This window comes from Ruegeria sp. HKCCA5491 (genome assembly GCF_013034565.1).
GTDB lineage: Bacteria > Pseudomonadota > Alphaproteobacteria > Rhodobacterales > Rhodobacteraceae > Ruegeria.
In genome coordinates this window covers 135692-148340 of sequence record NZ_WQGG01000011.1, presented here as the reverse complement: position 1 = coordinate 148340, position 12649 = coordinate 135692, and the positions used below count along the sequence as shown (strand labels likewise).

Annotated in this window: 14 protein-coding genes; 2 read left to right on the top strand and 12 right to left on the bottom strand. The window is 58.5% G+C overall.

The features are described 5' to 3' along the window. Positions 1–12: 12 nt before the first annotated feature. Complete coding sequence (locus tag GOV88_RS15485; RefSeq protein WP_269149813.1) at positions 13–804, top strand: amino acid ABC transporter ATP-binding protein; 792 nt, start codon at positions 13–15, stop codon at positions 802–804. 46 nt (positions 805–850) lie between these two features. Here GOV88_RS15485 and GOV88_RS15480 read toward each other — a convergent pair whose 3' ends face one another. The 12 genes from GOV88_RS15480 to rpmH form a co-directional block, all read right to left on the bottom strand. After that, positions 851–1348, bottom strand: a complete 498-nt coding sequence (locus tag GOV88_RS15480; RefSeq protein WP_171126060.1) for a histidine phosphatase family protein — start codon at positions 1346–1348, stop codon at positions 851–853. Then, the gene (locus tag GOV88_RS15475; RefSeq protein ID WP_171240992.1) at positions 1345–2031 is read right to left on the bottom strand and encodes a ferredoxin; all 687 of its coding nucleotides are present in this window, start codon (positions 2029–2031) and stop codon (positions 1345–1347) included. Before GOV88_RS15475 ends, GOV88_RS15480 begins: the two co-directional genes overlap by 4 nt. An 18-nt stretch (positions 2032–2049) precedes the next feature. Further along, on the bottom strand, positions 2050–2913 hold the full coding sequence (gene argB / locus GOV88_RS15470; RefSeq protein WP_171240991.1) for an acetylglutamate kinase: 864 nt from the start codon (positions 2911–2913) through the stop codon (positions 2050–2052). 301 nt (positions 2914–3214) lie between these two features. Continuing rightward, on the bottom strand, positions 3215–3868 hold the full coding sequence (gene yihA, locus GOV88_RS15465) for a ribosome biogenesis GTP-binding protein YihA/YsxC (protein WP_171126065.1): 654 nt from the start codon (positions 3866–3868) through the stop codon (positions 3215–3217). Beyond that, positions 3865–4602 carry an MOSC domain-containing protein gene (locus tag GOV88_RS15460; protein WP_171240990.1) on the bottom strand — a complete coding sequence of 246 codons (738 nt, stop codon included), beginning with the start codon at positions 4600–4602 and terminating at the stop codon, positions 3865–3867. The genes yihA and GOV88_RS15460 overlap by 4 nt, the downstream gene beginning before the upstream one ends. Next, positions 4599–6428 carry a membrane protein insertase YidC gene (yidC, locus tag GOV88_RS15455; RefSeq protein ID WP_171240989.1) on the bottom strand — a complete coding sequence of 610 codons (1830 nt, stop codon included), beginning with the start codon at positions 6426–6428 and terminating at the stop codon, positions 4599–4601. Before yidC ends, GOV88_RS15460 begins: the two co-directional genes overlap by 4 nt. Before the next feature lie 123 nt (positions 6429–6551). Continuing rightward, complete coding sequence (locus GOV88_RS15450) at positions 6552–8123, bottom strand: putative bifunctional diguanylate cyclase/phosphodiesterase (protein WP_371808255.1); 1572 nt, start codon at positions 8121–8123, stop codon at positions 6552–6554. A gap of 43 nt (positions 8124–8166) precedes the next feature. Beyond that, positions 8167–9060, bottom strand: a complete 894-nt coding sequence (gene ttcA / locus GOV88_RS15445) for a tRNA 2-thiocytidine(32) synthetase TtcA (protein ID WP_171240988.1) — start codon at positions 9058–9060, stop codon at positions 8167–8169. A gap of 44 nt (positions 9061–9104) precedes the next feature. Then, positions 9105–10721 (bottom strand): acyl-CoA dehydrogenase family protein, encoded by a 1617-nt coding sequence (locus tag GOV88_RS15440; protein ID WP_171240987.1) that lies wholly within the window; start codon positions 10719–10721, stop codon positions 9105–9107. 56 nt (positions 10722–10777) lie between these two features. After that, positions 10778–11035 (bottom strand): membrane protein insertion efficiency factor YidD, encoded by a 258-nt coding sequence (gene yidD / locus GOV88_RS15435; protein ID WP_219635857.1) that lies wholly within the window; start codon positions 11033–11035, stop codon positions 10778–10780. Then, positions 11032–11457 carry a ribonuclease P protein component gene (gene rnpA, locus GOV88_RS15430; protein WP_171126074.1) on the bottom strand — a complete coding sequence of 142 codons (426 nt, stop codon included), beginning with the start codon at positions 11455–11457 and terminating at the stop codon, positions 11032–11034. Before rnpA ends, yidD begins: the two co-directional genes overlap by 4 nt. A gap of 25 nt (positions 11458–11482) precedes the next feature. Next, on the bottom strand, positions 11483–11617 hold the full coding sequence (rpmH, locus tag GOV88_RS15425; RefSeq protein ID WP_005980833.1) for a 50S ribosomal protein L34: 135 nt from the start codon (positions 11615–11617) through the stop codon (positions 11483–11485). 297 nt (positions 11618–11914) lie between these two features. Here rpmH and GOV88_RS15420 point away from each other — a divergent pair, with 297 nt between their 5' ends. Further along, positions 11915–12646 carry a TVP38/TMEM64 family protein gene (locus GOV88_RS15420; protein WP_171240986.1) on the top strand — a complete coding sequence of 244 codons (732 nt, stop codon included), beginning with the start codon at positions 11915–11917 and terminating at the stop codon, positions 12644–12646. Positions 12647–12649 lie beyond the last annotated feature (3 nt).

Sequence of the window (12649 nt, the reverse complement as noted above, 5' to 3'; positions counted from 1 at the left end):
GGAGTTCAACACATGTCTGAACTTGCAGTAGAACGCGAAATCGACCGCTCGAAGATGCAGGTGAGCGACGAGGTCGCCATCGAAATCAACGGCATGAATAAGTGGTACGGGTCCTTCCACGTGCTGCGCGACATCAATCTGACCGTCAATCAGGGCGAGCGGATCGTGATCGCGGGGCCGTCGGGCTCGGGTAAGTCCACCCTGATCCGCTGCCTGAACGCGCTGGAAGAACACCAGCAGGGCACGATCGTCGTAGACGGGACCGAACTGTCGAATGACCTGAAGAACATCGACAAAATCCGGTCCGAGGTTGGCATGGTGTTCCAGCACTTCAATCTGTTCCCGCATCTGACCATCCTGGAGAACTGCACGCTGGCCCCGATCTGGGTGCGCAAGACGCCCAAGAAAGAGGCCGAAGAGCGCGCGATGCATTTCCTGGAAAAGGTGAAAATCCCCGATCAGGCGCTGAAATATCCCGGCCAGCTTTCGGGTGGTCAGCAGCAGCGTGTGGCGATTGCCCGCTCGCTCTGCATGATGCCTCGGATTATGTTGTTCGATGAACCGACATCGGCGCTGGACCCCGAGATGATCAAAGAGGTGCTCGACACCATGATCGAACTGGCCGAGGAAGGCATGACCATGCTGTGCGTCACGCACGAGATGGGCTTTGCCCGTCAGGTCGCCAACCGTGTGATCTTTATGGATGCTGGCCAGATCGTGGAACAGAATGAACCGGAAGAGTTCTTCAACAACCCTCAAAGTGAACGGACCAAGCTTTTCCTCAGCCAAATCCTGGGGCACTGATCCGGTTGGAGTCAGGGAAAGGGCGGGGCTTTGGCCTCGCCTTTTTCTATTCCAACAGCTCGCGCGGTGTGGTGAAATCCAGAACAACCCCGCTCTGCCATTTGATATTGGCCCAGTCTGAGATGTTGAATTGAATCACAGCCGTGGCACAGGTGGGATAATCCTGAAACCGGGGGTGGTTTGGTGCTTTGCCAACGATCCGCTGGGCAAAATCGCCAATGCCCGGATTGTGACCCAGCATCAGGACCGTGGGTTCTGTTGCACCAGCAAGTTGGGTCAACATGTCTTCGGGTGCAGCATGATAAAGACGCCGATGAAAGCAAACCTTGTCTGCCTGCAAACCCATCCGATCCCATGTCTCACGCGTGCGGGCCGAGGTTGAGCTGAGCACTTCGTCGGGAAGCCACCCATTGTCGCGCAGCCATGTGGCGATAGCAGGGGCGGATTTACTTCCGCGCTTGTTCAAAGGACGGGCGTGATCGTCAAGCATCGGGTTGCCCCAACTGGACTTCGCGTGTCGTGTCAGGATCAGGGTCAAGGTCATGCGGGGTGAAACGCCCTCATGTGATGGGCGGATTGCTCGGGGTCCTGGTCGGCCCCGACGCTGATCGGGCAGGACAGGCGCGCGAGACAACCGCCCGTCATGCAGGTCAGGCCTTCTTCGGTTGATAGATGGGCATGGCACGCGGCAACATCATAGAAATCCTGACTATTCAGCGCACCGACCGGACAGGTCGTCGTGCAGGGTGCCGGGCATTCGACGCAGGGCGAAGCGGTTGTGACTTCGGGGATGTTGAACTCTTGCGGGAAATGCAGCGCGCCACGGTACGAAATCATCATGCCAACCGTGTCATGAACCAACGCCCCAACCGGGCTGCTGAAGGTGCGTTGTGACTTCAGCGCCCAGTCTATGAACGGGGCGTAAGGCGGTCCGCCAAAGGGAAAATGGGCTTGCCCGCCCAATTCCTGCGCCATTTGGCCAATGACGCGCGCAGACCAGCGATCCACTGGATCAGGGCCTTGCCACTCGAGCGAGGTTTTCAGCACCGTCCAAAAGGCCGAACCCGCGCCCAATAGAACCAGTGTGCCCCCGTCCAGTCCCTTGGCACCGCTTTTACGAGGATGGGTCGCGCCCATGACAATCAGGCCAGCTTGATGCGCAACACGCCCGACCCAGCCATAACTAATGGCCGGAGCGTAAGTGAGGGGGGTGGACTGCCCGGTCATGGGACCTCCGCATTGGGATTAGTCGGGCCGGATCAGCGACCCCGCGCCGTGCTCGGTAAACAGTTCAAGCAGCACGGCATTGCGCGCGCGCCCATCCAGAATAACCACCGCCCGGACACCGCTGTGCAGCGCGTCCAGCGCGGTTTCAGTCTTGGGGATCATGCCGCCCGCAATCGTGCCATCCATCGTCATCTCGCGGATTTGGCCGGCCTTGAGTTCTGTCACCACCTCGCCGGCTGCGTTCTTGACGCCGGACACATCGGTCAACAGCAAAAGGCGATCCGCCTTCAGGGCCGAGGCAATCGCTCCCGCTGCCGTGTCACCATTGATGTTAAAAGTTTCACCTTCGCGACCCGCGCCCAAGGGGGCAATTACGGGAATCACATCATGTGCGAACAAATCGTGGAGTATTTTAGGGTTCATCTGCGCCGGAGCGCCGACAAATCCCAACGCGGGATCGGCTTGGTCACAGACAATTAGATTGGCGTCCTTGCCCGACAGGCCAACGGCTGTGCCGCCCTGACCGTTGATGGCCTGAACGATGCGTTTGTTGACCAGCCCTGACAGAACCATTTCGACCACTTCTACGGTGGCCTTGTCCGTCACGCGTTTGCCGCCCACAAACTCGGACTGGATATCCAACTGTTTCAGCATTGCGTTGATCATCGGTCCGCCGCCATGGACGATCACAGGGTTCACACCGACCTGACGCATCAGCACGACGTCGCGGGCAAAGCTTTCCATGGCCTCATCGCTGCCCATGGCATGACCGCCAAGTTTGATAACGACGACCGCGCAATCATAGCGCTGCAGATATGGCAATGCGCTGTTCAGAGTTGCAGCAGTAGCGATCCAGTCCCGGTTCATATCTCTTGTCTTCATGTCTTGTCCTCTTCCCCTCGTGTTAGGCGTTTTGGACGCGTAAGCCAAGATCGCTGTTGTGGGTGCCATAGGTTGACCGGCCTGCAAATCCGACGCCCGGCAAAACGCGGCGTTCACCGCAGCGTTGCCAGCAAGCCCCAAGAGGTGGGTGCGAGAAGTCTGGCGTCCAACCTCACGGCAAAAGGGAAGAGTTCCGGCGTGAATTTCTTCGCGCCGGGTTTAGGTGGTACGTGGGATAAATGGGAAGCGGGCTGCAATACCTGTACCAACTACCGATGAAGCGCTGCGCGATTCTGCGTCGCTACTCCAGCCCGGCAATAATCGCGCGCAGCGTTTCGATCCCGTCGCCCTTTTCGGATGAGGTCAACACGATTTCCGGGAAGGCGGCGGGATGTTTGGACAATGCACTGCGCACTTGATCCAAGACCTTTTCCCGATCCTTGGCTTTGACCTTGTCAGCTTTGGTCAGCACGCATTGAAACGTCACGGCGCTGGTGTCCAGCAACTTCATGATCTCGGCGTCGACGGGTTTTACCCCATGGCGGGAATCAATAAGAACAAAAGCCCGGCGCAGGGTCTGACGGCCGCTTAGGTACTGTTTCAGAAGCCGCTGCCACTTTTCCACCACCTTGAGCGGCGCGTTGGCATAGCCATAGCCGGGCAAATCAACCAGATACAGCTCGGGGCCTTGGGTGAAAAAGTTGATCTCTTGTGTCCGGCCCGGCGTGTTCGAGGCGCGGGCCAGACCCTTGGTCCCGGTCAGCGCGTTGATCAGGCTGGACTTGCCGACATTGGAACGGCCAGCAAAGCAGACCTCCAGCCGATCCGGGGCAGGCAGGCCATTCATCGCCACAACGCCTTTGACGAATTCCGAGGACCCGGCAAACAGCTTGCGCCCGCGCTCCAGCGCGAATTCGTCGGGTGTCTCGGCAAGGGGGAAGGGAAGCGTTGTCATAGCACTTGCACCGTATCGCCGGTTTTTACCTCTCCACCTCGGATCACCTCGGCGTAAACGCCGAAATCCTGGTGGTTCCAACGGTTCAACGCGCCTAAAGTGTCCGCGTCGCGTTCACCGGTATCCGGGTTTGCGGTTGTGGCCAGACAGCGTGTGATCCGCTCACGCACGTGGAACACGGCCTGTCCGATCTGAACCTCGCGACCCAACCATTCGAACTCTTCCCACAGGGGCAGGCCGTTGAACCAGATATTGCCGCGCCAGCGCCTGATCGACAGGTCTTTGCCCAGTTTCTGCTCGACCGCTCTGTGCGAGGCCATGTTGCACAGGCTGACGGATGGGAGGTCACTGTCGGTCATTCCCCGCCCGGGTACGCGAACAATACGTGCAGACGCGGCGCGGTCAGCGGGCATCAATGGTTTTACCCAATCAAGGAACGCATCTTGTTCTGCGTCCGGCTGGAAACTCAGGTCTGGGCGCTGTGGGTGGCTGAGTGCCACCGTATCACCTGACAGTTTCGCCGTGATTGCCATCAATTGAGGGGCCTTGGCACCACGACTGAAATTCGCGCAGGGCGCCCATTCCGAACCGTCCGCTTTGGACGCCTCATGGGCGATTGCCCAAACACGATCCCCGGGCATGGTCTGCCCGGGGCTCAGTGTTACGGTTTCCACAGCTTCATGGCCGTGGCTTTTGATCGGATGCCGCCAGAGGCTGGTTACTTCTGCGCTCATTTGTCATCCGTCTTTGGTGCGCGCTTGAAGCTGGATTTGATATTGCCGAACACGTCGGGCTTATAACCCTGGCTTCTCATGATCAGGTATTGCTGGGTGAAGGTGATCGTGTTGTTCGCGATCCAGTAGACCACCAGCCCGCTGGCAAAGCTGCCCAGCATGAACATGAACACCCATGGCATCCAGGCAAAGATCATTGCTTGCGTCGGATCGGTTGGCGCTGGATTCAACTTTTGCTGCAGCCACATCGAGATACCCAGCAACAGCGGCAGGATACCGATGAAGATCAGCGCCATCAGCGTGTCTGGCTGCGGGCCACCCCAAGGCAGCAGGCCAAACAGGTTCATGATCGAGGTTGGGTCAGGTGCGCTCAGGTCCTGGAAGGGGCCAAACCACGGGGCCTGACGCAATTCGATCGTGACGAAGATTACCTTATACAGCGAGAAGAAGATCGGGATCTGCATCAGGATCGGCAGACAACCCGCGGCAGGGTTCACCTTTTCCTTCTTGTAGAGCTCCATCATGCCTTGCTGCATTTTCTGGCGGTCGTCGCCAGCGGCTTCTTTCAGGGCCTCCATCTGCGGCTGCAGTTCCTTCATCTTCGCCATCGAGACGTAAGATTTGAACGCCAGCGGGAACAGGATTGCCTTGATGATCAGGGTCAGGCCGATAATGGACCAACCCATGTTGCCGATCAGCGCGTTGATGTTGTGCAGCAGCCAGAAGATCGGCTTGGTCAGGAAGTAGAACCAGCCCCAGTCGATGCTGTCGATGAACTTCTGAACGCCGTCAGCCTGATATTCCCGAATGGTTTCCCATTCCTTTGCACCAGCAAAAAGCTGCGTGGTTATCTGTTCGGTTGAGCCGGGAGCCACTGTGAGTGTCGGCAGAACCGTCTCGGTCTGATAGATTTTGCGACGCGCGTCGTATTTCGCGGCGGCCTTGAAGGCCGAGCCTTCCTCGGGGATCAGGGTGGTCATCCAATAGTGATCGGTGAAGCCGACCCAGCCGCCTTCTTTGACCTGAAACACCTCGGCCTGCGCGCGTTCGTTGGGGTCAATGTCAAAATCACGGACATCGCCATAGTCGATCTCGTCCAGAACTCCGTCGGCCATGACCATCACGCCTTCATGCAGGATGAAGAAGTTTTTGAGACCGGGCAGATCACCATCCTCGCCGATACCGTGACGGGCCAGAATACCGTAAGGGGCCATGCCGACTTCGGCTTGGGTGTTGTTTTCAACGGACTGGGTGACCTCGAACATATAGTTCTCGTCCACCGCAATTGTGCGGCGGAAGGTCAGGCCGTTTCCATTGTCCCACTTCAGCGTGACAGGAGAGTCTACGCCAAGAGTTTCACCTTGTTCCAGGGACCACTCTGTGTTCGGACCGGGCACATCCGTGCCGGCGACACCTGCACCCGGTGCCCAGCCATAAAGGGCGTAATAGGCGGACTCAGATCCGACCGGTGACAGAAGCTCGACAATCGGAGCGCCTTCTTCGATCGAGACCTTGTAGTCCTTCAGATACAGCTCGTCGATGCGCCCACCCGACAGGGACAGGCTGCCCTCCAAACGGGGCGTGTCGATCTGAACCCGCGGGGCCTGTGCGTCGGGCAGTGTTTCTTCGGCCGCAGCGGTTGCTTCGCCTACAGTGCCGGTTCCTGTGGCGCTGGGGGTTTGAACCTCATTGGCCTCGGTCGCGCTGATTTCGGCCTGTTCCGGTGACGTGGCCTGCTCAGGCGGCGGGAAGAGCACGAACCAAACGAGGATCACGAGGAAACTGAGCGCGGTTGCGAGGATGAGATTCTTATTCTGATCGTCCATCTGGGACAGCCACCTTAAGCAGTGAAACACACCCGGTGGGTTCAACAGAGTGCAGCCCCAAAGGTCAAGCGGAATCGCCCTTGCTATAGTCGCGTATAAGGCTTTTGTGGCGTAATTTCGCGTTTATGATCCCGCCTGACGCCCGATCCTGGGTACACCCCCAACCTTGTTCCAGTGCGCAGTCATCCAATCCAGAGTTTTTTCAAACGGCATCGGCTTACCGATACCGAACCCCTGAACGTGATTGCAGCCCAATTGTGCCATCAATGCATGTTCCCCGGGGGTTTCCACACCTTCTGCCAGAGTTTCCACGTTCAACCTTTCCGCCATCGTCAGAATCGCGCTGACCATTTGCTGCTGGCTGGCATCCTTGTCGGCTTTGGCCACGAATGAGCGGTCGATTTTGATCCGGGATACGTCAAAGCGTTTGATAGACGCGATCGACGCATGGCCGGTGCCGAAATCATCCAGATCAATGCAGCAACCCAAGCTGGATAGACCGATTACATTTCGGGTAATCACGTCATCGGGGTGCCGGGAAAACACGGTCTCAAGGATCTCTACCGCGAGCCTGTCAGGGGTAAGGTCATGCTGATCCAGTTCCCATTTCAGCCGATCCATCTGGGCAGGGTCGCGCAATTCGTCGGACGAGATATTGATGCCGATCCGGGGCACACCGATCCCGGCGTGATCCCATTTCTGCATCGCCGCGAAGGCGTGGTGGCGCATAGCCTGCCCAAATCGCTCCATCAATTCGGTTTGCTCGGCAAAGGGCAAAAACACCTGCGGGCCGATGACGCCCTTTTGGGGATGCTCCCACCGGGCAAGGGCCTCGAATCCAGTTACCTTGCCGGTGTCTGTGGATATCTGAGGTTGAAACCATGGGCGGATTTCACCGCTGTCCAGCGCAGCCTCGAATTCTTTGCGCAGGTTTGCACGGGTGCGCGACCTGCGGCGGGTTTCGCTGGAATAGGCACGGATCGTTGATGGTCCGTTTCGCTGCGCCTCGCTCAAGGCTGCGTTCGTTGCGTCGATCCAGTAGTCGAACCCGTCTTCCTTCACGCTGGACAAAAGGCAGAAGCCGATGGAACAGGAAACATAAATGCTGGCACCGTTTACGCTGATCGGTTCCTCTATGGCGGCCTGAATGCGGCCAGACATTTGAATGCACGCTTCAAGATCCAGATGACTGGACGGGCGCAAGCCGATTGCGACCGAGTTCTGATCCAGTCTTGTCGTGATGTCATGCGTGCGAATCGACGACAGGACACGGTCACAGAACTGTTCTGCCAAATGATTTGCCGCCGCCTGACCATGCAGGTCTAAAATGTCGGCAAACCCGTCCAGTGCGACAATCATGCAGGCAGAGTCCTGCTGCATGTTTCGGCTGGCCTCAAAAAAGCCTTCCATCTCTGCGGCGAACATATCAATGGCCATCAGGCCGCTGGCTGCGTTCAAATCGGTGGAATCGGGTTGGACCTTGCGGACAAGCACCATGATTGCGGCGATCAATACAGGTAGAATGAGGGCCACGAGAACAAGCGTACGCTCTCCGCCTATCCAAAACGCAGCAAGGCAGATCGCCGGCGCGAATGCCAGAACGGATGGTCCGCTGAACACGGTGGCCAGAAAATCGAGAGCTCTGTTAACAGAGACATGTTTCCACATCAGGTTTCCGGCCTTTCCCTTGGGCATCGCACGCTCAGGGTAACCGTAGAAAACCTATCTGAGTCAGTCGTTAACGCAACTGAGGAATTTTGTCCTCAATTTCGTCCTTTTTGTCAGTGTTCAGGCTCAGACCTTCGAAATCGAACAGCTTTGGGTCCAGCAGGTGCGAGGGCCTTGCATTGGTCAGCGCGCGGAACATCACCTGTCTGCGTCCGGGGCTGTTCTTTTCCCATTGATCCAGAATCTGTTTTACCTGCTGACGTTGCAGCCCGTCCTGACTGCCGCACAGGTCACAGGGGATGATGGGATAGCTCATTGCATTGGCGAATTTCTCGCAATCTGCCTCGGCCACATGGGCCAGAGGGCGGAAGACAAACAGATCGCCTTCCTCATTCACCAGTTTAGGCGGCATCGTCGCCAAACGTCCGCCGTGGAACAGGTTCATAAAGAACGTCTCAAGGATATCGTCGCGGTGATGGCCCAGAACAATGGCCGAGCACCCCTCTTCGCGCGCGATACGATACAGGTTGCCCCGGCGCAGGCGTGAACATAGTGCGCAATACGTCTGGCCCTGCGGAACTTTGTCCATCACGACAGAGTATGTGTCCTGATATTCGATCCGGTGGGGAACACCCATCCGTTCCAGAAATTCAGGAAGAACAGTGGCGGGAAAGCCCGGCTGACCTTGATCCAGATTGCACGCTAGCAGATCAACCGGCAGCAGGCCACGCCACTTCAACTCATACAGCACCGCCAGAAGCGTATAGCTGTCCTTGCCGCCCGACAGGCAGACCAGCCAACGAGGGGGTTTGCCATCCTTGTCGTGGGCTGACGGACTTATCATCCCGTACTGCTCGATCGCCTCGCGGGTCTGGCGCACGATGCGCTTGCGCAGCTTCTTGAACTCGGTGGTCGAGGGCGCACCGGCAAAGAGCGGGTGGATATCGTCAGCTTCGTCAAACATGCGCAGCCCCTACAATAGTTGACGGAACCCGGCAAGTGGCCGGGTCATCCCAAGCGCCCCAGCAGCGCGTTTGTGTCCAGACCTGCGACCGATCCCGCGATCCGACCGCTGTGTTCGGCGATTCTGGTGGCGACAAAACCATCGGCCACGGGACCGGGCGCGTGTCTCAGCAACTGGGACGCGGTCAGCAAAAGCGCTGTGCGTTCGGCGAACCAGCGCGCCTCGGTTTCGGGGGGGATGCCCGGCCAGCGGTCGCGATGTGCCTTTAGCGCGGCGTCGTATTCCCGATCCGCACCCGTTGCGGCGTTCAGTTCCGCTTGCAGAACCTCGGCGGCCAGCGGCTCTTGCGTCAAAGTTCGGAGTATGTCGAGGCAGATCACGTTCCCCGACCCTTCCCAAATCCCGTTCAGGGAGGCTTCGCGGTAGATCATCGGCAGGGGGTTGTCTTCGACGTATCCCATACCGCCCAGAATCTCCATAGCTTCAACAGCGACGACGGGACAGCGTTTGTTGTTCAGGAACTTGGCCAGTGCGACGCCGATGCGGGCAAAGGCGCGATCCTCGGCAGAGGTGCCATCAAACGCTTGGGCGACACGCAATCCCAGCGTCAATGCGCCCTCCCAGTCCAGCACCAGATCGGCAAGGACGGCGCGCATCAACGGTTGGTCGATCAGCCGACGCTGAAAAGCACTACGATGCAAGACCCAGTGGTGGGCTTCGGTCAACGCGGCGCGCATCAATCCGGCCGGGGCGATGGCGGTGTCCAGCCGGGTGTGATGCACCATTTCCAGAATCGTGCGTATTCCGGACCCTTCGTCACCAAGCTGATAAGCGAGCGCGTCGTGGTATTCGATTTCGGAAGAAGCGTTCGCCTTGTTCCCCAGCTTGTCTTTCAGGCGCATCAGATGAATCGCATTGCGCTGGCCTTCTAACCAGCGGGGAACAAGGAAACAGGTCAAGCCGCCCGAAGCCTGCGCCAAGGTCAGGAATCCGTCCGACATTGGGGCCGAGCAGAACCACTTATGCCCGCGCAATCGCCAGTGATCGCCGTCCCTTGTAGCGGTTGTTGTGTTGGCCCGCACATCCGAGCCGCCCTGTTTCTCGGTCATTGCCATGCCCAGCGTGGCGCTGCTTTTGTCGGAAATGGGGTTGATCGTCCCGTCGTAGTCGAAGGCGGACAGTTTTGGGCGCCAGATCGAAGCCAAGTGTGCGTCAGCTTCGATCGCAGGAATTGCGGCATAGGTCATTGTCAGAGGGCAGCAATGTCCGGGCTCGACCTGACTGGCCATATATACCATTGCCGCATGGGTGGTGTGGCCACCGGGCTGTCCGTCCCAGGCCAACGCTGCGTAGCCAGCGGCTTGGCTGATCTGCATCATCTGGTGATACGCGGGATGGAACCTGACTTCGTCGATGCGACGGCCGCCTTGATCGAACAGCATTAGTTCCGGCGGGTGTCGATTGGCCTCGCGCCCCAATTCCCGCGTTTTGGCGCGGCCCAGTATGTCACCATAGGTCAATACCGGGTCGGCGCGCCCACCAAAATTGTGCAGAAGGTTTTGGAGAACAGGATCAGCCACCCAAAGGTCGCTGTCACCGCGCAAAGGAGGTTGGTTCACGACGTCATGCGTGGGCAGAGTGTGACGCGCCTGGGATGTCATTTGGGCCTCCGGCTGAATAGGGCAACTGTTCAGCGCGGATCGGAACGGGTCAAGTGTTACTGCGGGTCGTGGGAAGAGCGTTCACAGTCCGAACAGCCCGGTACGGGATCATAACCATCCCCGCCCCAAGGGTGGCAGCGCCCGATGCGCCGGATGGTCAGCCAAGTTCCCTTGACCGGCCCGTGCTTTTCCAACGCTTCAAGGGCATAGGCCGAACAGGTTGGTTGATACCGGCAGTTAAAACCGACCCAAGGGCTGAAGACCAAACGATAGATCCGGATGGGCAGGGCGAGGATATGGGAAAGCAGCGTCACGTCTTCGCGCTGTGAATTTTGCGCAGCGCGTATCGCAAATCGCCCAGAAGCGCGTCATAGGGGCGTCCTGCGGTGACCTCGGCGCGACCTATAAGGACATAGTCCCAACCGCTTTCCCCATTGTCCGGCAGGACCGCACGTGCCGCCTCGCGCAGTCTTCGCTTGGCGCGATTGCGTGCCACGGCATTGCCAACTTTCTTGGAGCAGGTAAAGCCGACGCGAATACCGTCCGCTTCGTCATCGGCGCGCTTTCGGGCCTGAACCATCATCGACGGTGTCCCCTGCCTGCGCGCGCGGGCGGCTTTCAGGAAATCGGACCGTTTTTTGAGGATGATGAGAGTTTCAGGCGCGCAAACGGACGCCGCCGGGGGCTTCACCCTCGGTTGGTTGTTACCATCCTCAGGGGCCTCCGGCGGCGTCATGTTCATAACCTGATCGGTGAGCGGTTTATGCGCTCAGCGATTTGCGGCCGCGTGCGCGACGTGCATTCAGGATCTTGCGGCCGGCCTTGGTGGCCATGCGCGCGCGGAAACCGTGGCGGCGTTTGCGAACCAGGTTCGAAGGCTGATAGGTGCGTTTCATCGCTCCGTCTCCAATCTATAGCGGTCGGGTGCGGCGCGGATTCGCCTGGCCCTAGTGTTCGAAGCCCGTCCTCTACTGGGTAGCGGGGGGTAAGTCAAACCCCTAGGTGGGGGTTTTCACGCCTTTTGCAACAATTCTGTAGCCGCGCAACCCGAAAGGTTTCAATTTGGGGGTTTTACTGCCTCAAACCCTCACATTCCCTACGGTTAACATCAACGCAGCGTGAGGTACCTGTTGTCGAACTGCCAGACGTCGCATGTTGGGGGCAAGATGAAACGTACAAAATCGGACAGCCTCATGAGCGACACAACGCAGGCCCCCCGCGCTGGGCTTACGCGGCATATTCCTTTGCTGGTGATTCTTGCTGTGGCCACGGTGGGGTTTTTCGCACTGGGCGATTACCTGACCTTTGAAACGTTGCGTGACAACCGCGAGGCGTTGCTGGAATGGCGTGACAGCCATTTTTGGGCCATGGCCGGTGCGTTTGTCGCGATCTATATCGTGATCGTTGCATTTTCGTTGCCCGGAGCGGCGGTGGCTTCGATGACAGGAGGGTTCTTGTTCGGCCTGCTTGCAGGCACGGTCTTCAACGTCTTTGCCGCGACCATCGGCGCCTGCGCAATCTTTCTGGCAGCACGCTGGGGGCTTGGGGAAACCCTGACCGCACGTCTGGAATCATCGGAAGGTACTGTTAAAAAGCTGAAGGATGGGCTGCGCGAGAATGAAGTCTCGGTCTTGTTCCTGCTGCGCCTTGTGCCGGTGGTACCGTTTTTCGTGGCCAATCTGGTGCCCGCGCTGGTGGGCGTCAAATTCCGCAACTTCCTGATCACCACTGCGCTGGGCATCATCCCCGGGGGCATCGTCTATACTTGGATTGGTGTCGGTCTGGGCGGCGTGTTTGACCGGGGCGAGACGCCGGATGTGTCGCTGCTGTGGGAGCCTTTCGTGATTGGCCCGATCATCGGCTTGTGTGTACTAGCGGCTTTGCCGATAGTTATCAAAGCGATACGTGGTAAAAAGGACGCCTGACCC